This is a genomic window from Micromonospora sp. NPDC050980, assembly GCF_040653835.1.
In the GTDB taxonomy this organism is placed as follows: Bacteria; Actinomycetota; Actinomycetes; order Mycobacteriales; family Micromonosporaceae; genus Micromonospora.
Map to the genome: position 1 here is coordinate 51,441 of NZ_JBFAGS010000012.1, position 18,579 is coordinate 70,019.

Annotated in this window: 15 protein-coding genes; 7 read left to right on the plus strand and 8 right to left on the minus strand. The window is 71.9% G+C overall.

Annotation, left to right across the window (positions count from 1 at the left end; genetic code table 11):
- Nucleotides 1-10 precede the first annotated feature (10 nt).
- Together AB0H28_RS19170 and AB0H28_RS19175 are read right to left on the minus strand one after the other, a co-directional pair.
- Nucleotides 11-2,047 carry a hypothetical protein gene (locus AB0H28_RS19170; protein ID WP_358041556.1) on the minus strand — a complete coding sequence of 679 codons (2,037 nt, stop codon included), beginning with the start codon at nt 2,045-2,047 and terminating at the stop codon, nt 11-13.
- On the minus strand, nt 2,044-2,826 hold the full coding sequence (locus AB0H28_RS19175) for a deoxyribonuclease IV (protein WP_358041559.1): 783 nt from the start codon (nt 2,824-2,826) through the stop codon (nt 2,044-2,046). The genes AB0H28_RS19170 and AB0H28_RS19175 overlap by 4 nt, the downstream gene beginning before the upstream one ends.
- Nucleotides 2,827-3,460: 634 nt before the next feature.
- Here AB0H28_RS19175 and rpsF point away from each other — a divergent pair.
- The 4 genes from rpsF to rplI all read left to right on the plus strand — a co-directional run bounded on the left by rpsF (nt 3,461) and on the right by rplI (nt 5,110).
- The gene (gene rpsF, locus AB0H28_RS19180) at nt 3,461-3,751 is read left to right on the plus strand and encodes a 30S ribosomal protein S6 (protein WP_088643630.1); all 291 of its coding nucleotides are present in this window, start codon (nt 3,461-3,463) and stop codon (nt 3,749-3,751) included.
- A gap of 80 nt (nt 3,752-3,831) precedes the next feature.
- Nucleotides 3,832-4,368, plus strand: coding sequence for a single-stranded DNA-binding protein (locus tag AB0H28_RS19185; protein ID WP_175441301.1), 537 nt, complete (start codon nt 3,832-3,834; stop codon nt 4,366-4,368).
- Nucleotides 4,369-4,409: 41 nt separating this feature from the next.
- On the plus strand, nt 4,410-4,649 hold the full coding sequence (gene rpsR / locus AB0H28_RS19190) for a 30S ribosomal protein S18 (RefSeq protein ID WP_007073789.1): 240 nt from the start codon (nt 4,410-4,412) through the stop codon (nt 4,647-4,649).
- A 14-nt stretch (nt 4,650-4,663) separates the two neighbouring features.
- Nucleotides 4,664-5,110 carry a 50S ribosomal protein L9 gene (gene rplI, locus AB0H28_RS19195; protein WP_358041562.1) on the plus strand — a complete coding sequence of 149 codons (447 nt, stop codon included), beginning with the start codon at nt 4,664-4,666 and terminating at the stop codon, nt 5,108-5,110.
- An 84-nt stretch (nt 5,111-5,194) separates the two neighbouring features.
- On the opposite strand, the gene AB0H28_RS19200 is transcribed toward rplI, so the two are convergent.
- Entirely contained in the window at nt 5,195-6,697 is a 1,503-nt protein-coding gene (locus AB0H28_RS19200) for a hypothetical protein (protein ID WP_358041565.1), read from the minus strand.
- A gap of 394 nt (nt 6,698-7,091) precedes the next feature.
- On the opposite strand from AB0H28_RS19200, the gene AB0H28_RS19205 reads away from it, so the two are divergent.
- Nucleotides 7,092-11,189, plus strand: coding sequence for a replicative DNA helicase (locus AB0H28_RS19205; RefSeq protein ID WP_358041567.1), 4,098 nt, complete (start codon nt 7,092-7,094; stop codon nt 11,187-11,189).
- A gap of 56 nt (nt 11,190-11,245) precedes the next feature.
- Here AB0H28_RS19205 and AB0H28_RS19210 read toward each other — a convergent pair whose 3' ends face one another.
- The 5 genes from AB0H28_RS19210 to AB0H28_RS19230 form a co-directional block, all read right to left on the minus strand.
- Nucleotides 11,246-11,929 carry a maleylpyruvate isomerase N-terminal domain-containing protein gene (locus tag AB0H28_RS19210; protein WP_358041570.1) on the minus strand — a complete coding sequence of 228 codons (684 nt, stop codon included), beginning with the start codon at nt 11,927-11,929 and terminating at the stop codon, nt 11,246-11,248.
- Nucleotides 11,930-12,023: 94 nt separating this feature from the next.
- The gene (locus AB0H28_RS19215) at nt 12,024-12,395 is read right to left on the minus strand and encodes a zf-TFIIB domain-containing protein (RefSeq protein ID WP_358041573.1); all 372 of its coding nucleotides are present in this window, start codon (nt 12,393-12,395) and stop codon (nt 12,024-12,026) included.
- A gap of 23 nt (nt 12,396-12,418) precedes the next feature.
- Complete coding sequence (locus AB0H28_RS19220; protein WP_358041576.1) at nt 12,419-13,051, minus strand: phosphoribosyltransferase family protein; 633 nt, start codon at nt 13,049-13,051, stop codon at nt 12,419-12,421.
- Nucleotides 13,052-13,054: 3 nt separating this feature from the next.
- Nucleotides 13,055-14,404, minus strand: coding sequence for a glycosyltransferase 87 family protein (locus AB0H28_RS19225; RefSeq protein WP_358041579.1), 1,350 nt, complete (start codon nt 14,402-14,404; stop codon nt 13,055-13,057).
- A gap of 43 nt (nt 14,405-14,447) precedes the next feature.
- Nucleotides 14,448-16,982, minus strand: coding sequence for a bifunctional diguanylate cyclase/phosphodiesterase (locus AB0H28_RS19230; protein WP_358041582.1), 2,535 nt, complete (start codon nt 16,980-16,982; stop codon nt 14,448-14,450).
- A gap of 621 nt (nt 16,983-17,603) precedes the next feature.
- On the opposite strand from AB0H28_RS19230, the gene moaC reads away from it, so the two are divergent.
- Together moaC and AB0H28_RS19240 are read left to right on the plus strand one after the other, a co-directional pair.
- Complete coding sequence (moaC, locus tag AB0H28_RS19235; protein WP_358041585.1) at nt 17,604-18,095, plus strand: cyclic pyranopterin monophosphate synthase MoaC; 492 nt, start codon at nt 17,604-17,606, stop codon at nt 18,093-18,095.
- The gene (locus AB0H28_RS19240) at nt 18,092-18,562 is read left to right on the plus strand and encodes a MogA/MoaB family molybdenum cofactor biosynthesis protein (RefSeq protein WP_358041588.1); all 471 of its coding nucleotides are present in this window, start codon (nt 18,092-18,094) and stop codon (nt 18,560-18,562) included. Before moaC ends, AB0H28_RS19240 begins: the two co-directional genes overlap by 4 nt.
- Nucleotides 18,563-18,579: the final 17 nt, after the last annotated feature.

The following is an 18,579-nucleotide window of genomic DNA, read 5'->3' on the forward strand; positions in this document are numbered from 1 at the left end:
CGGGTCGGCGCTACAGGCGGTAGACGACCGCCTCGCCGACCTGTTCCCGGGTCACGCCCAGCCCTTCCACCGGCCGGTCGAGCATCCCCTCCCACGGGGTGCCGCCGAGTTGGTCGCGGAGCACCACCACGTTCTTGACCCCGATCCGCCGCAGGTAGTCGACGCTGGCGTAGTCGGGGAAGCTGACCGTGGCCTCGCGGACCTGGGCCTGGGAGTCCGGGGTGAAGCCGCTGCCACCGTTGACCATCCGCTGGAACCGGTCGGTCGACCAGAGCATCACCGGCTGGTCCAGGTTCTGGCTGCTGGGCAGCACCAGCATCGGGCCGTCGACGGTGCGCATCGCCGCCGGCTGCAACGGCACCACCGGGTGCGGGGTGACGTTCAAGCCCTCGGCCAGCACCAGCAGCAGCGGCACCAGCGTGGCCAGCCGCAGCCACGGACCCGGCCACGGCGGGACCCGTTCGGCGGCGAGTTCACGCACGCGCATGCAGAACGCGGTGACCGCGCCGGCCGCGAGCAGGCCGAGCAGCAGCGTGGTCCACAGCATCATCCGGCCCGGCGTCCGCAGCCCGTTCCAGCCCGGCAGGTAGTCGAAGAGCGGCACGTAGGTGAACCGGCCCTCGAAGAACCGGGTGCCCATCGCCAGGGCCATCGTCACCAGCACCCCGGCGAGCAGGTAGAGCCGGTGACGGACCCGCCAGACCGAGAAGAACAACCCGCCGGCGGCCAGCGCGTAGAGCGCGAAGCCCGGCAGCAAGGTCATCTCCGGGTGCCAGGGCAGCACCGCCCGCGCCCCCTCGTGCAGTTCCCCCCAGACCAGGGACTCGGCCGGCGCGGTGAAGAAACCACTGGCCGGCGGCGAGTAGAGCTGGATCTCACCGAGCGTGCGTGCCGCGTTCGGGTGCAGCTCGGCGACCTTGAAGAACGGAATCGCCAGCGCCCCGCCCACCGCGGCGAAGACGAACGCGCCGACCAGGTCGGCCAGCAGCAGTCGCCGGCCGAACGGGCGCTTCACCCGCCGCCGCCGGACGAACCACCGCACCACCGCGACCAGCCCGACGCCGGCCAGCAGGTAGGCGAACGGCAACCCGATGCCGAAGCCGAGGCTGAGCTGCCAGGCGGCCACCAGCCAACCGGCCAACGCCCAGCCCGCGTGCCGGCGACGCGGACGGTAGCCGTAGCGCAGCGACCAGCCGTGCCCACGGGCGAGCATGGCCAGCGCCAGCGGGATGCCGCCGTTGGAGATGATGTGCAGGTGCCCGGCCTGGGCCAGCAGCCACGGCGCGTAGGCGAAGCTCGCGCCGGCCACCGCGCCGCCGATCCGGCCCGCACCGAGCTGCCGGGCCAGCGCGTACGCCCCGAACGCGGCGAGCGCGTGCGCCAGCACGAACATGATGTTGTAGCGGAGCATGGCGTGCTCCGGGCCGACCCCGATCAGGCCGGCCGGGGCGTAGCCGAGCAGGGTGTCGGAGAAGGCGAAGCTCCAGTTCTCCGGGAAGAACGTGTTGGCGTGCCAGAGCATCGCCGGGTCGGTGCGCAGGATGTGCCCGGACCACGCCATCTGCCACGCCTGCAGGCTCGGGTCCCAGTAGTCCTGCGGCAGCGTGTAGCGCGGGTAGCGCAGCGTGGGCCAGGTCATCGCCGCGGCCACCACCAGCGTCGCGACGGCGGCGAGCGTCCACTCGTGCACCAGGAACCGGCTCACCGCGCGGGTGGCGCGGCGGGCCCGGCTCAGTACCGGCTCGGGTGCCGGCCCGAACGCCGACCATGGGTCAGCGGGCTCGCCCTCGCCCGTACCGGCGGGCTTGTCCTTGCCGTCGTCGGCCGTACCGGCGGGCTTGTCCTTGCCGTCGTCGCCGGCCGCGTCGGACTTGTTCCTGTGCTCGGTACCGACCTTGTCGCCGGGTCCGCGCTTCTCGTCGGCGCCGCCCTCGTTCCGGCCGCCGTCGACGTCGGCCACGGCGCCACCCGCCGGAGGTTCGCCGTCGGCCCGGCCCGGGTCGGTGCCGGACCGGCCGCCGGTCGTGCCGGACTGCTCCGTGGTCATGCCGCGGCGCCCAGCTGGCTGCGCAGGAACGCGATGTCGGACGCCTGGCCCTCGACGCCGCCCGGGGTCTCGACGATCACCGGCGCGCCGGCCGCCCGGATCACCGCCACCAGCAACTCCGGGTCGATCGTGCCGCCGGTGAGGTTGTCGTGGCGGTCCTGGCCCGAGTTGAAGGCGCCCTTGGAGTTGTTGGCGTGGATCAGGTCGATCCGGCCGGTGATCGCCTTCACCCGGTCGACCAGGCCGAGCAGTTCCTCGCCACCGGCGTGCGCGTGGCAGGTGTCCAGGCAGAAGCCGACCTCGTGGTCGCCGAGCGCGTCCCAGAGCCGGGCCAGCGCGTCGAGGTGCCGGGCACAGGCGTTGTCGCCACCGGCGGTGTTCTCGATCAGCACCGGCAGCGGGAAACCACCGGAGTCGGCAGCGTAGGCGAACGTCTTGCGCCAGTTGTCGAAACCCTTGGCGAGGTCGTCCCCGGCGTTGACGTGGCCGCCGTGCACGATCAGCCCCTTGGCGCCGACGGTCGCCGCCGCGGTGGCGTGACCGAGGAGCAGCTTGCGGCTGGGGATGCGGATCCGGTTGTTGAGCGTGGCCACGTTGATCACGTACGGCGCGTGGACGTAGAGGTCGACGTCGGCGTCGCGCAGGCGTTCGGCGTCCTCGCGCGGTTTCGGCGCCTTCCAACCCTGCGGGTCGGCGAGGAAGAACTGCACCGCGTCCGCCTCCCGGGCGGTCGCCTCGGCCAGCGGGTCGGCCGGATCGACGTGGGCTCCGATTCGCATGCAGGGCAGCCTACGTCGCGGCTGCGACGCGCGCGGCATGCGCGCGGGGTAGGGCTCCGGATGCGCGTCACCACCCGGCCTGGCGGTCGTTGTCCGAGGTGGGATCGATGGTCGACGCTCCGCCCGGACGTGGTCCACAGCACGGACGGGTGAGGCAAGGCCCCCGGCAACGGGACGCCCCGCCGTGCGGCCCGGCACGACGGGGCGCGATCCGCTCACACCGGCACCACGATCGGCCAGCGGGACTAATTCCAGCATTTACCCCAAGCGGTGACGAGAGCCGCTGTATGGTCAGACCAGGTAACAACATGATAAAGCTCCGCGGGGCGTCTTCGATCCAACCTCATCGGTGTGGTCGTTCCTCCCCAGGTCCCACCCAAGGAATGCGGACGGGACGCCCCGCGGCCCCGTGGACAGGGGTCCACCTTCTCGGCGCCCGCCGCTGGAGGTGGGCCCCTGTCGTCGCCCTCCGGGACCGCCCGGACCACCGGTCCCGGCATGATCGTCGGGACCGGCTATCCTGGTCCGGTTGTCCGCGTCCGGCCGGGTTCCCCCGGCACCGGGCTGGCAACGACGCACGACCTCCTGCCACGGAAGGACCGTGGCCGCCTAGCCCACAGGAGGTGAGCACGTCTTGCGTCACTATGAAGTCATGGTGATCCTCGATCCCAGCCTCGAGGAGCGCACCGTCGCCCCGTCTCTCGACACGTACCTGAACGTGATCCGGACCGCGGGTGGCTCGGTGGAGAAGACCGACGTGTGGGGCCGCCGGCGCCTCGCGTACGAGATCAACAAGAAGGCCGAGGGCATCTACGCCGTCGTCGACCTCCAGGCGACGCCGGAGGCCGTGGCCGAGCTGGACCGTCAGCTCCGACTCAACGAGTCGGTGCTGCGCACCAAGGTCATTCGCCCGGAGATGCGCTGAGCATCTAGACCCGGCACGTCCGGATCAAGCCTCATCCGCGCTGTCGGAGGGCTCTGAGAGCCTGTACGACACAACGATGAGTGCGCGAGGAGATGGTCATGGCAGGAGACACCACCATCACGGTCATCGGCAACCTGACCGATGACCCCGAGTTGCGGTTCACCCCCTCCGGTGCCGCGGTCGCCAAGTTCCGGGTCGCCTCGACGCCCCGGTTCATGGACAAGGCGTCCGGCGAGTGGAAGGACGGCGAGCCGCTGTTCCTCTCGTGCACGGTCTGGCGCCAGGCCGCCGAGAACGTCGCCGAGTCGCTGCAACGCGGCGCCCGGGTGATCGTGTCCGGCCGGCTGCGTCAGCGGTCGTACGAGACCCGCGAGGGTGAGAAGCGCACCGTCATCGAGCTGGAGGTCGACGAGATCGGCCCGTCCCTGCGCTACGCCACGGCGAAGGTGCAGAAGATGTCCCGCTCCGGTGGCGGAGGCGGCGGCTTCGGCGGTGGTGGCGGTGGTGGCCAGGGTGGCGGCGGAGGCAACTTCGACGACCCCTGGGCCTCGGCTGCCCCGGCCCCCTCCCGCGCTGGTTCGGGCGGCGGAAACTTCGACGAGGAGCCCCCGTTCTGATGGCGCCGAGCGCCCGCGATCGCAAACCAGGAGCAAGAGCAATGGCGAAGGCTGCGGCACTGCGCAAGCCGAAGAAGAAGGTGAACCCGCTCGACAAGGACGGGATCACCTATATCGATTACAAGGACACCGCGCTGCTGCGCAAGTTCATCTCCGACCGCGGCAAGATCCGCGCTCGACGGGTGACCGGCGTGACCTCGCAGCAGCAGCGGCAGATCGCCCGTGCGGTCAAGAACGCCCGTGAGATGGCGCTCCTGCCCTACACGGCCACGGCGCGCTGAGGGGAGGCACGGACATGAAGATCATCCTTACCCAGGAGGTGTCCGGCCTCGGCTCTCCGGGCGACATCGTCGAGGTGAAGGACGGCTTCGGCCGTAACTACCTGCTGCCGCAGGGCTTCGCGATCGCCTGGACCAAGGGCGCCGAGAAGCAGGTCACGGTCATCAAGCGGGCCCGCTCGGCCCGCGAGGTCCGCGACCTCGACCACGCCAACGAGATCAAGGGCCAGCTCGAGGGCCTGAAGGTCAACCTGAAGGCGCGCGCCGGCGACGGCGGCCGGCTCTTCGGCTCGGTCACCCCGGCCGAGATCGTCGACGCCGTCAAGGCCGCCGGCGGTCCGACCCTGGACCGCCGCCGGCTGGAGACGCCCGGCCACATCAAGTCGCTCGGCGCCTACCCGGTCAGCATCCGGCTGCACCCCGAGGTGACCGCCAAGTTCGACCTGCACGTGGTCAACGGCTGACACCCACCGCACCACGGAAGGGCCCGCACCGGTCGACCGGTGCGGGCCCTTCCCGCTTCCCGTCGACCGAACCCCGCACGAGCGTCAGCCGATCGCCTGACCGGTCACCGCGCTGATCACCACCGTGGACAACCCGCCACCCACCACGGCCGCCGCCAACGCCACCGTCGCCGAGCGCCACGTCGTCCCGACCTGCCGCAGCAGCACCGCCACCACGAGACTGCTCACCAACGCGAGCCCGAACCGCGGCGCCGCCGTCGACAACGACGCGAACGCGTGCGCCCGGGGCGAGTCGCAGCCACCGCCGCTGATGTCGGTCACGCACCCCGGCGGCGGCTGCCCGTCGAGGAACACCAGACCGAAGAAGAGCAGCACCGCCGGCACCAGGTAGCAGGCCGCCGTGTAGACCAACGGTCGCAGCGGACCACCCGGGTCCGGGTCCAGCAGGTCGTCCTCCAGCCGCCGGCCCCACGAGCCGCCGACCGTGTCCCTCCCCCGCCGCAACGCGGCGCCGCCCGACCCGACCGGCTCCACCGGCCGGCGACGGGGCGCGGGCCGCGGACGCGGAGCGGGATACGCCACCATCGGCGACCGTGGCGCCGACGTCGGCGTCTCCATCCAGCGGGGATCGTCACCCGCCAGGCGGGTGCCCGACCAGAACTCCTCCATCCGCTCCGGCGACGCCCAACCCTCCCGGACCGGGGGCGTCGTACGGTCCCACGAGTCGACCTCCGGGTAGCGGTCGCCGGCGTCCCGCACCCGGTCGAGGTGACCGGTGTCGGTGAAGCGGTCCCACTCGCCGGTGTGCTCCGTCCGGTCCCACCGGTCCTCCGGCCGCTCCCACCCGTTGCCGGTGGCGGCCCGACCCCAGGCGTGCACGCCCGACGCGTCCCACGGGTCGACCGCAGGCTGCTCCACCGGCGCCGGCTCGACCGCCCGGCCCCGCTCCCACGGGTCGACCGCGGGCGGGGGCCAGGAGGAACCCGACGTCGACCGCCCGGTCCGCCGGGTCGGCCGTTCGGCCTGCCACCCGCCGGCCGCACCGTCCGGGCTCGCCTCCTCCGGCAGCCCCGACCAGGTCACCTCCGGCCTGCGGGTCGCCGCCCGGCGAGGACGGCTCCGTGGCGCCGTGCCCGACACCGGCTCGTCCTCGCCCTCGGCCCGCCTGCTCCCGACGTACCCCCGCTCCTGCGGTGCGTCCAGGGTCCACTCGGCGGTGTGGTCCGACACCGGCCCGGCGCCGATCGCCCGCAGCTCGCGGCGGTCGTCGTCGCGACGACGACCGCCGGCGGACCGCCGACCACCGCCCGAGGACGGCGACCCGACCTCGTCGCCGTCGTCGTCCGGCGCGGCGTGCCGACCACCGCCGTCGGCCCGGCTGATCCCCGATTCGACCGCCCACCGTGGCAGGTAGGCGTCCACCGGCTCCTCCTGGCCACGCTCGATCGCCCGCCGCCGGCTCGGAGTGCGGTGGCGCTCCGGCGCATACGAGTCGACCCGACGCGGAGCGGCGGAGGTGTCCCAGGAACCGCCCGGCCGGCGCTCGCGCGGGGTGTCCTCCCCGCCTGCCCAGTCCCGGTGTCTCACGGCCGGAGCGTGACCCTTCTCAACCCGAAAGTGCAATCCGCTGGCCAGGTGCAGCCGTTCGCAGCGATAGTACGGGACGAACGGCGACAAGGCTCGACCTGAAATCTTCCGTCCACAGGGTGGGGATGGGAAAAGCCCAGGTCAGGAGCGAGAGCGTCGGAATTCCCCATCACTTTTCCACACCCTGTGCACACCCTGCGCACATGCCGCTCCCCCTGCGTCCACAGGTTGTCCCGAGGCTCGTCCACCGGCCCGGTTGGTGGCTGACCTCGGGTTCCGTATCGTGGCCAGCGACCGCCGGGCGATGACCCCCGATCGACCGGAGGGGTCGGCGGAAGTTGTCACACCCCGGCGATAGAGCTGGACTCGATCCGACGCAGCAAGGGGGGAACCCGTGTCGGTCACCGACGAGACGCGCGCGGAACGGACTGGGGGGCAACCGTCCGAGCCGCCGCACCGGGACGCCTCCTTCGAGAAGACCCCACCCCAGGACGTCGCCGCCGAGCAGTGCGTCCTCGGCGGGATGCTGCTCTCCAAGGACGCCATCGCGGATGTCGTGGAGATCCTCAAGACCAACGACTTCTACCGCCCGGTGCACGCCACCATCTTCGACGCGATCCTCGACATCTACGGCCGGGGCGAGCCCGCCGACCCGATCACCGTGGCGGCGGCGCTCGCCGACTCCGGCGATCTCGCCCGGATTGGCGGCGCGCCCTACCTGCACACCCTGATCGCGAGCGTGCCCACCGCCGCCAACGCCGCCTACTACGCCCGCATCGTCGGCGAGCGGGCCGTGCTCCGCCGGCTGGTCGAGGCGGGCACCCGGATCGTGCAGCTCGGCTACGGCACCGGGCCGAGCGGCAGCCGCGACGTGGACGACATCGTCGACCTCGCCCAGCAGGCCGTCTACGAGATCACCGAGAAGCGGGTCAGCGAGGACTTCGCCGTCCTGGCCGACATGCTCCAGCCGACACTCGACGAGATCGAGGCGGTCGGCGCCCAGGGCGGCGTGATGACCGGCGTGCCGACCGGCTTCACCGACCTCGACCGCCTGCTCAACGGCCTGCACGCGGGGCAATTGATCATTGTGGCCGGCCGGCCTGGTTTGGGCAAGGCGCTCGCCCTCGACACCCCCCTGCCCACGCCGGAAGGCTGGACCACCATGGGCACGGTACGCGCGGGCGACCGGCTGCTCGCGGCGGACGGCACGCCGACCACCATCACCGACGTCTTCGACGTGATGTACGACCGCCCCTGCTACGAGGTCGAGTTCTCCGACGGCTCCGTCATCGTGGCGGACGCCGAGCACCTGTGGAAGACCACCACCCGAGCCAGTCGCCGGCAGCCCGAGTCGGGTCCCCGCCGACACTGGCCCGAGGCGGCGCTGTCGAGAGTGCGTGCGGTCGAAGCGGCGGCGTCCGTCGAGCCGCAGCGCCTGGTCACTCTCGCGGAGACGTTGCAGCAGGTCGGCCCCGAGTTCCGAAACGTGCTGCACACCGTGGCCCGCCAGGTCGGCCCGAACGGCCGGGTCGCCCGGCCGGTGACCCGGGCCGGCAAGGTACGCAACCGGACAGCGCCCGGCTACCCGGTGGGTGCGCTCGTCCCTGGACTCCGCCAGCGGGCCGAGAAGCAGGTGGACGACGGCTCCCGGACGGTGCACGGCGGAGTCGTCACGACTGCGCAGATCGCCGCCACACTTCGCACGGACACTGCGGACCGACGCCTCAACCATGCTGTGGAGAACTGCGCCCCCCTCCAACTTCCGGAACGCGAGCTGGTGGTTCCCCCGTACACCCTCGGGGTGTGGCTCGGCGACGGCCACACCGGCGCCAGCCGGTTCACCAGCGCGGACGCCGAGATGGTCGACCTGGTGGCCCGGGACGGCTTCCTGGTGCGGCCGAGTGGCCCGATGGTCTACACGGTCCTGCTGTCCACCGTCGCGCCCACGACGGACCGCACCTGTGTCGACTGCGGCGGCTCCACCCGAGCGCTGCGCGAGAACGGGACGGTCCGCCGCTGCGCTGAGTGCCACGACCGGGGCGGCTCGTTCCTGGCACTGCTCCGCCGGGTCGGGGTGGCCTTCGACAAGCACATCCCGCAGGACTATCTACGAGCCTCCGAGGCTCAGCGTCGGGCGCTCCTCGCCGGGCTGATGGACACCGACGGCACCGTGGCACCGACCGGGAACCTCCAGTACACGTCCACCTCGAAGCGGTTGATCGAGGGGGTGCGGGAGCTCGTGGTCAGTCTGGGCTACCGATGCACGCTCGCCGAGCGGAGGGTGCCTGGCCGAACCGAGGACTCGTCGATCGCCTACACGGTCAACTTCGCGACCCCGGAGCCGGTCTTCCGGCTGGAACGGAAGCGGGCTGCGCACCTGGCCCGGCGACGGACGTCCTCGGACGTGTGTTCCCACTCCCGCTTTGTCGTGGCCGTCCGACCGGTAGCCAGTGTTCCGGTGCGTTGCGTGACCGTCGACAATCCCGCCCATCTCTACCTGGCGGGCCGGTCGATGATCCCGACCCACAACAGCACGGCGAGCATGGACTTCGCCCGGAACGCAGCGATTCGCGCCAACCAGGCCGCGGCCATCTTCTCGCTGGAGATGAGCAAGGTCGAGATCGTCATGCGACTCCTCTCGGCCGAGGCGCGGGTGCCGCTGCACGTGCTGCGCAGTGGGCAGCTCTCCGACGACGACTGGACCAAGCTGGCCCGCTGCATGGGAGAGATCAGCGAGGCGCCGCTCTTCGTCGACGACACCCCGAGCATGAACCTGATGGAGATCCGGGCGAAGGCGCGCCGGCTCAAGCAGAAGCACGACCTGAAGCTGATCGTCGTCGACTATCTCCAGCTGATGACCTCGCCGAAGCGCACCGAGAGCCGGCAGCAGGAGGTCGCGGACCTGTCCCGTGGCTTGAAGCTGCTGGCCAAGGAGGTCGAGTGCCCGGTGATCGCGGTGAGTCAGCTGAACCGTGGCCCCGAGCAGCGTACCGACAAACGACCGCAACTGTCCGATTTGCGGGAATCGGGCTGCCTCACGGCGGAGACGAGACTGATCAGGGCCGACAACAACTCTGAGGTGACGCTCGGTGAGCTCCTAGCCGACAAGACGAAGGAAATCCCGGTATGGGCCTTGGACGACAGTCTCCGTTACACAGCTCGAACACTGACCCACGCTTTCCCCAGTGGAACGCGGGAGGTGTTCCGGATGACCCTCGCTTCCGGCAAGCAGATCGAGGCCACCGCGAATCACCCCTTCCTCACGTTCGGCGGGTGGACGCCGTTGGCTGAGCTCGCGGCGGGGTCGCGGATCGCCGCTCCCCGGCACATCCCGCCGCCCTTGGCCGTCCAGCCCTGGAACGAATCCGAGGTGGTCCTGCTGGCTCACCTGCTGGGGGACGGCTCGTTCGTCCGACGTCAGCCGATCCGTTACGCCAGTTGCGACGAGACCAACCTGACGGCCGTGACGGAGGCCGCCCGGCGCTTCGGGATCACGGCCGTACGTGACGACTACGCGGCTGCCCGAGTAACCACCCTCCGCCTACCAGCTCCTTTCCGACTCGCCCGAGGGCGGCGGAATCCGATCGCCGAGTGGCTGGACGGGTTGGGTCTGTTCGGGCTTCGGTCCCACGAGAAGTTCGTACCCGCAGCGGTGTTCGGCCTGCCGAAGGAGCAGATCACTCTCTTCCTGAAGCACCTGTGGGCCACTGACGGGTCGGTGACCGTGAACAAGTCCGGTCGAGGCGGACGCATCTACTTCTCCTCCACCTCACGGCGAATGCTGGAGGACATCTCACGCCTGTTGCTCCGCTTCGGGATCTCATCGCGACTCAGGGAGGTTCCGGTAGCACGGCACCGGCCGCAGTACACGCTCGACGTCTCCGGTCGCGATGACCAGCTCCGTTTCCTTCGTGAGATCGGCGTGCGCGGTGAGCGCGCCAACGGTTGCGCCGCGTTGCTGGCAAGCCTCGAGGTCATGGTGAGCAATCCGAACGTGGACACCGTGCCCAGGGAGGTGTGGACGCGGGTACGAGAGGTGCTGACCGAGCGGAAGATGAGCCACCGGCAGTTCGCGGCTGCTGTCGGCACCAAGTTCTGCGGCAGCACGATGTGGAAGCGCGCACCCAGCCGATCACGCCTAGCCAGGATCGCGACGGTGTTGGACTCGGCCGACCTCGATCTGCACGCGACGAACGACGTCTTCTGGGACGAGATCGTCTCGATCGAGCCGGTTGGTGAAAAGGATGTCTTCGACGCGACGGTGCTGGGCACGCACAACTTCATCGCCAACGGCATCGCCGCTCACAACTCGATCGAGCAGGATGCCGACGTGGTGATTCTGCTGCACCGTGACGACTACTACGACAAGGAGTCGCCCCGAGCGGGCGAGGCGGACTTCATCGTCGCCAAGCACCGGAACGGGCCGACCGACACGGTGACGGTCGCGGCTCAGCTGCACCTGTCGCGATTCGTGGACATGGCCATCGTCTGACCGACGTCGGTCACCGACCCACTCCTACCCAACGGCTCGATCTGAACCCGGGCCGGTCAGCCGAGCAGCGGGAACCAGCCCGCCGCCTCGCCCAGCTCGAACCGGTCCCGGTCGGTCAGCGGCACCCGCCCGGTGGCCTTGAGCAGATACTCGTGTTCGTCCCAGCCGACCGGGCGTACCGCCTCGTCGGGCAGCAGACCGTCCATCGTGGTCACTGCCACCCGGGTCGGGCCGGCCGCCGGCCGCGGCGCGCCCGGCAGATCCACCACCAGGTCGAGGTGGTGCACGACCGCCTCGGTGGTCAGGGTGGCGAGCAGATCGGGTACGCGCAGCACGTGCCCCTGGGTGGTGACGTGCCCGTCCGGGTCCGCGGCTGCGGCCGCGCGCGCGGCGGCCGGGGCGGTGTCGGACCAGATCCGCACCACACCGGTGGGCCGGTCGAAGGCGGCGGCCGACCGGCGGGCCCACCACGCGTGCTTCGCGTCGGCCCCGTCGTCGCCGCCGGGCGTGAACGACCGCCAGTAGCTGACGTCGTCCACGTCGGCCGGGCCGGGTGCCGGGCTGGCCAGGGCGACAAGCGCGCGCTGGGCGTCGCACAGCACGTGGAAGAGCAGGTCGGCGACGAGCCAGCCCCGGCAGCGGGTGGGTCGTTGCAGACCGGCGTCGTCGAGCGGGGCGACGGTCGCGGTGATGCCGTCGTACGCCTGGGCCAGCGCCTCGTGCTGCCGGATCGGGCTCATGCGGTGCAGCCTGCCACGACGCGCGACGGTCGGCACCGTGAGAAGGGGCCCCTTCTAGCGCCCAGGCGTTAACAGGGGGCCCCTCCTTACTCGCTCAGTCGAACAGCTCGCCGAGGAAGCCGTGCTTCTTCTTCTTGCGGTAGTGGCCGTGGTAGCCGTAGTGCTGCTGCCCGTGGCCGTACGCGGGCTGCGGGTAGCCGTGGCCGGGCGGCGGCGGAGGCGGCGGGGGAACGGCGCCGTAGCCGGGCTGCTGCGGGGCGGGCGGGGGCGGGTAGCCGGCTCCGGCGGGGGCGGCCTGCGGGGCGCCGCCGTGCTGCCGGTTCCAGTTCGCCTCGGCCTCGAACAGCTTCTCGAGTTCGCCGCGGTCGAGGAAGATGCCGCGGCACTCGCCGCACTGGTCGATGATCACTCCGCTGCGCTCGTACTGGCGCATCTCTCCGTGGCATTTGGGACAAGTGAGCTGCATGGCATCGACGGTACCGGGTGTTCTCACGCGGTGGCGGTCAGCGCGTGCGTCACCTCGTCGTCGGAGACCTCGTGGAAGTCGTCGTAGTAGGCCCCGACGGCGGCGAAGTCGGGCGGGAGTTGGCTGCTCACCACCGTGTCGGCGGTGGCGGCCAGCATCTCGTACGCCGGTGGGGAGCCGACCGGGACGGCGACGAGCACCCGGACGGCCCCGAGGCGGCGGGCGACCTGGACGGCGGCGCGGGCGGTGGCGCCGGTGGCGAGCCCGTCGTCGACGACGACCGCGGTGCGGCCGGTCAGGTCCAGCGGCGGCCGGCCCTGCCGGTAGCGCTGTTCGCGGCGTTCCAGCTCGGCCTGTTCGCGACGGCGCACCTGGGCACGGTCGTTCTCGCTGATCCGGCCGGCGACCGCGTCGTTGAGGACCTGCACGCCGCCGGGGCCCAGCGCGCCGTAGGCGACCTCGGGCGCCCACGGCACCCCGAGCTTGCGCACGACCAGCACGTCGAGGGGGGCGTGGAGGCGGTCGGCGATCACCCGGGCGACCGGTACGCCGCCGCGGACCAGACCGAGCACGATGACGTCGGGCCGGCCGACGAGGTCGGTGAGTCGCTCGGCGAGGTCCCGTCCCGCTTCGGTCCGGTCACGATAGGTGGTCATCCCTCAGGTGTACGCCTTCCCGCCGGGTCCCGCCGGGCGGTTGCCGCTAATGCCGGCCGCCCGGTTTTCCCCGGTCGAGGTCTCGGCGAGCGCCAGCGCCGGGGCGAGCACCAGCAGGGCGACCGGGTAGAGCAGGTAGCCGAAGCGGGTGGAGGGCATCAGACCGATCGCGGCGAGCAGCCCGTACCCGCAGATGAGGGCGGTGGCGGCGGCGGTGCGGGGCGGGCGGCGCAGCAGCCGGACGGCGATCGCCAGGCCGACCGCGACGAGCAGCGCGGCGGCGACCGCCCGCCCGGCGGGCAGCGTCTCGGCGATCAGGTGCCCGGGGAGCGGGGACTGGGCCGGGCTGGTGACCAGGCCGTGGCCGAGCGGGAAGCGCAGCACGTTCTCGACAAGCGCGTCGGAGTCGACGAGCAGCACCGGGAGCAGGGCGAGGACGGGCAGGCCGAGGGCGCCGAGCGCGGTGCGGGTGCCGGCCCGTCGGGTGGCGGCCCAGCAGACCAGCACGAGCGCGACCGGCCAGGCGAAGAGTTTCAGGGCGCCGGCGGCTCCGACCGCGAGGCCGGCGCGGCCGGGCCGGCCGGCGGCGGCGAGCGCGAGGGCGAGCAGGCAGAGCGCGAGTACGGGGAGGTCGTCGCCGCCGGTCGCGAGCGTGAGCGCGCTGACGGGCAGGACGGTGGCGGCCTGGACGGCGCGCAGCACGGCGGCGCGGCGGCGCGGCGTGGTCGCACCCCCGTCGGCGCGCAGCGTGGCGACCAGAGTGGCGAGGGCGAGCGCGGTGGCCACGGCGAACCAGACGCGGGCGTCGGTCCACCAGGCGTCGGCGGCGGCCCGGGGCAGCCCGAACAGCGCCATGCCCGGCTGGTAGGGGGTGTAGCCGAGGAGCTGCTCACCGGGGGGCAGGGCGGTGATCGCGTCTGGCCCGAGGTAGGGCGTGCCGTGTTCGGCGAGGCGGATGCCCGCGTGTTCGACCACGATCACCTCCTCCTGGGCCCGGTCGGTGCGGCCGGCCGCCCGCTGGACGCTCTGCACGACGACCGGCAGCAGCGCGGTGGTGGCCCAGGTGAGACCGGTGACCGCCCAGCGGGCGGGCAGCCCGGCCAACGGTGTGCGAGGGTCGCGGTGGCGGGCGAGGAGCTGGGCGGTCGCGGCGAGCGTGGCGAGGGCGTACCCGACGGTCGCGACCGCGCCCCAGGCGCGGTGCGGGGACAGCGTGGAGGTGGCGGCGGTGACCGCGGCGAAGGCGGCGGCGGTGGCGTAGAGGGCCAGGTCGAGGGCGAGCCCATCGGCGGCGGTGTCGAGCCTCGACAGGCGGCGGGTGGCGGGGCTGGCCGGCTCGGCCTTGGCGGTCACGCGGGCCAGTCTGGCAGACCGGCGGGCTGGCCCGGCCGGGTCGTCAGGGGTGGCGGGCGTCGGTCGCGGCGGGCGGGCCGGGGCGGTTGCGGGCGTTGCCGGCGCGGCGGCCGGGCAGGCGGATGACGGCGCCGGCGTCGTGCAGCGGCCGGGCAAGCGCGCCCGGGCGACCGCCGGCGCCGCGCTGGAGCGCGGCGAGCAGCGCACCGGCGGACAGCGGCCGGGCGAACAGGTGGCCCTGCCCGGCCGCGCAGCCCAGTTCCCACAACGCGCGGCGTTGCGGCTCGCTCTCCACGCCCTCGGCGACCACCGTGAGGTCGAGGCTGCGGCCCAGGTCGAGGGTGGAGCGGATGACGGCGGCGGCCTCGGGCGCGGCCTCCATGGCGGTGACGAAACTGCGGTCGATCTTGAGTTCGTGGACCGGGATGCGGGAGAGCAGCGACAGCGACGAGTAGCCGGTGCCGAAGTCGTCGAGGGCCAGCCGGACGCCGGAGTCGCGCAGCCGGCTGAGCACCCGGTCGACCACGTCGAGCTGGCTGAGGGTGAGCGTCTCGGTGAGTTCCAGCACCAGCCGGTCCGGAGGGATGTCGTGGGCCCGCAGCCGGGCCAGCACCGCGCCGGGGAAGCGGGCGTCGAGGAGGCTGCGAGGTGACACGTTCACCGAGACGGGCAGGTCGAAACCGGCGTCGCGCCACGAGCCGGCGGCGATCAGCGCCTGGTCGAGGATGGCTTCGGCGAACGCGGGCAGCAGCCCGGAGCGTTCCACCGCTTCGAGGAAGCGCAGCGGGTCGATCAGACCGTGGGTGGGATGGTGCCAGCGGGCCAGCGCCTCGGCGCCGACGACCTGGCCGCTGCCCAACTCGACGATGGGCTGGAAATTGACAGTGAACTCGTGGTCGGCGACGGCCCGGGGCAGTTCCCCGCCGAGGGTGAGCCGGTTCAGGTCGGCGGTGTCGCGCGTCGCCGCGTACGTGGCGGTCCGCTGGCCGGCGCGTTTGGCCTGGTACATCGCCACGTCCGCGCGGCGGAGCAGTTCCGGCATCCCGCCGGTGGCGGGGGCGGCGGCGATACCGCCGCTGGCTTCCACACTGATCCGCATGCCGTCCAGGTCGAGCGGGTCGTGCAGGGTGGCGAGCAGGGCCTCGGCGCGGTGCGCGGCGACCGCCGGGGCGGGCAGGCCACGCAGGAGCACGGCGAACTCGTCGCCGCCGAGCCGGGCGACCAGGTCGTCCGGGCGGGCCGCGTCGCGCAGCCGGCCGGCGACCTGGATGAGCACCTGGTCGCCGGCACCGTGCCCCAGGGTGTCGTTGACCTCCTTGAAATGGTTGAGGTCGATCAGCACCAGAGCGGTGACGCCCTCGGCGTGCCGGGTGGTGAGCTGCGCGGTGCCCTCGTCGAGCAGGTGGCGGCGGTTGGACAGGCCGGTGAGGGCGTCGTGGGTGGCGGCGTAGGCGTTGTCGGCGGCGATGCGGGCGAGTTCGGCGTACGCCTGGGCGTTGCGGACCGCCGTGCACAGGGCGGAGGCGAAGGTACGCAGGGTGTACTGCTCCCGCTCGGAGAGCTCGACCGGCCCGGCGAAGCGGAGCCGCAGCTCGCCGGTGTTCTCGGTGCGGTCGTGGCCCTCCAGCGAGACCGGCACGATCCGGCCGGCCGTCTCGCTGGGCCGCGGCGCGGTCCCGTCGTAGGTGATCCCGGCCGCGCCGCCCCGCACGGTGCGTCCGCCCTCGCGCAGCTCGATCTCCACCTCGTCGGCGGAGAAGAGTTCGGCCGCCTCGGTGACGGCGGTGGTCAGCACCTGGTCGAGGTCGACCACGTTGAGCGCGTCGGTGGTGCGGGCGAGCCGCTGCCAGGCCTGCTGCTCGGTGCGGGTGCGAATCCGGGTGGAGTAGGCCAGGTGCAGGCTGAGCACCAGGGGCGGCACGGCGAGCAGTAGCCGGGGGTCGATCGACAGGATCGCCAAAGTGCATACGGCGACTACGAAGCGCACCACGAAGCCGGCTATGCGCAGGTCGAGATTCGTGAGGAACTGCCGGCGCACGTGGGTGCCGGAGGCAAGCGCGATGACCGGGATGGCGAGCAGGTCGTCGATGACCGCGACGGCCAGGTAGGCGATGGCGAGCGGTGCGAGCATGCCGAACGGGTGAAGCGGAGGCCACGTCCATTGCAGGAGTGTGAGGGTGAGACCTGCGCCGAAGGCCACCAGGACGTTCTTGCCGATCCCGAAGGCGATCTTGATCGGCGAGAGTTGGAGCGAGGCGAGCGCGATTCCGACGACGGTGCACAGCACCACCCAGGGCAGCGGGATGACCGCGGCACCGATGACGATGGCGGTCTCGTTCCAACTGATGGACTGCGTGGTGGATCGGATCCGGATGCGGGCCTTCACCAGAGTGCCGACCGCGATCATGAAGGTCAGCATCACCAGGATGGCGACGTCGTAAGCCGAGGCGGGAATCGAGTCGACGAGTGCGCCGGGAAGTGATGTCAGCACCACCACTGCTGCCGCCACGACGACGAGACCGACTAGCAGCCGTAGCCGCCTGTCGGTCTCGATCTCGCGTCGCTGGGAAGAATTCACGCCGCTCCCAGGTGCTGCGCCGGCTGTGGCAAGAGCCTACCTCGGACGCCCTGTGATGCTGGTTCTGCTTTCAGTTCCAGTCGGTCCCACGCATGTTCCTGCCTCCTCCGATCGTCGGCGCCCGGGATTTTCCGGCGCGGCTTCTGACGAAGAAAGATTAAGTCAGGAACGTGGTGTTTAGAAAAAAATATGTAACTATATGCAATATGCGCAAATAGGTTGGCTTGTCGCAACTATCCGTTTGCAGAAGAGTGCGGAGCGCGTCTAATCCTTTCCTTTCCGTACCGACTCCATCGCGGACCGCAACTGTCCCTACCTGCCCCGCCGTTGGGCTTCATCAGTCTCACCGCAATGCGTCGACATCTCATCCGCACTTCAGCCGGGTTTGACTCCGGTTCAGGGGAAGGTACCCCGTGCATGGCCGGTCGGCGGGCAGGCGTAGGGGTGGGCCTAGGGGCCGCGAGGAGATTCGTGGCGGAGCCGGAAATCAGCGCAATCCCTTTCCGCTGGGCCAGGTCGAGATGCCAGTCGAGCGGCGCTAATCGGGCCTGCTCCGTCCGAATGGCCCGGGCGCACAGCCGGTATGCTGCTTGCGTCGTACCCGCCGGATAGGGTCGGGCGGTGACCGAACCCGCGCAGCTCACCCACGTCGATCCGGCCGGCGCGGCCCGGATGGTCGATGTCTCCGCCAAGCCGGTCTCCGGCCGGCTCGCGGTCGCCGCTGGCCGGCTCCGCACCACCGCCGAGGTGGTCGACCTGTTGCGCCGCGACGGCCTGCCCAAGGGCGACGCGCTCGCGGTCGGCCGGCTCGCCGGGATCATGGGGGCGAAGCGCACCCCCGACCTGATCCCGCTCTGCCACCCGATCGCACTGCACGGCGTCACCGTCGACCTGCACCTCACCGACGACACCGTGGAGATCACCGCGACCGCGCGGACGGCCGACCGCACCGGGGTGGAGATGGAGGCGCTGACCGCCGTGGCCGTCGCCGGGCTGGCCCTGGTCGACATGGTCAAGGCGGTCGACCCGGCCGCCTCGGTGGACGCCGTCCGGGTGCTCCGCAAGTCCGGCGGCAAGACCGGCGAGTGGGCCCGGCCGGAGGACCGGCCGTGATCCGGGCGCGGGTGGTCGTGGCGTCGAACCGGGCCGCCGCCGGGGTCTACGAGGACACCAGTGGCCCGCTGCTCGTCGCCGGCCTGCGGGAGTTCGGTTGCACGGTGGACGCGCCGGTGGTGGTGCCCGACGGCGACCCGGTCGGCGACGCTCTGCGCGCCGCCCGGGACGAGGGTGTCGACGTGGTGTTGACCAGCGGTGGCACCGGCATCACCCCGACCGACCGCACCCCCGAGGTGACCGGTGCGCTGCTCGACTACGAGATCCCCGGCATCGCCGAGGCGATCCGGGCGCACAGCCGCGACGCGGTGCCCACCGCCGCGCTGTCCCGTGGCCTGGCCGGGGTCTGCGGTCGGATGCTCGTGGTCAACCTGCCGGGCTCGCGCGGCGGGGCGCGGGACGGGCTGGCCGTGCTCGGGCCGATCCTGCGGCACGCGGTCGACCAGCTTCGCGGCGGCGACCACTGAACCCCCGAGCGGCGTGC

Excerpts from the sequence above, each read along its gene's own strand:
- AB0H28_RS19170 (WP_358041556.1), bottom strand. The coding sequence starts at position 2,047 with ATGACCACGGAGCAGTCCGGCACGACCGGCGGCCGGTCCGGCACCGAC.
- AB0H28_RS19175 (WP_358041559.1), bottom strand. The coding sequence starts at position 2,826 with ATGCGAATCGGAGCCCACGTCGATCCGGCCGACCCGCTGGCCGAGGCG.
- rpsR (WP_007073789.1), top strand. The coding sequence starts at position 4,410 with ATGGCGAAGGCTGCGGCACTGCGCAAGCCGAAGAAGAAGGTGAACCCG.
- rplI (WP_358041562.1), top strand. The coding sequence starts at position 4,664 with ATGAAGATCATCCTTACCCAGGAGGTGTCCGGCCTCGGCTCTCCGGGC.
- AB0H28_RS19210 (WP_358041570.1), bottom strand. The coding sequence starts at position 11,929 with ATGAGCCCGATCCGGCAGCACGAGGCGCTGGCCCAGGCGTACGACGGC.
- AB0H28_RS19215 (WP_358041573.1), bottom strand. The coding sequence starts at position 12,395 with ATGCAGCTCACTTGTCCCAAATGCCACGGAGAGATGCGCCAGTACGAG.
- AB0H28_RS19220 (WP_358041576.1), bottom strand. The coding sequence starts at position 13,051 with ATGACCACCTATCGTGACCGGACCGAAGCGGGACGGGACCTCGCCGAG.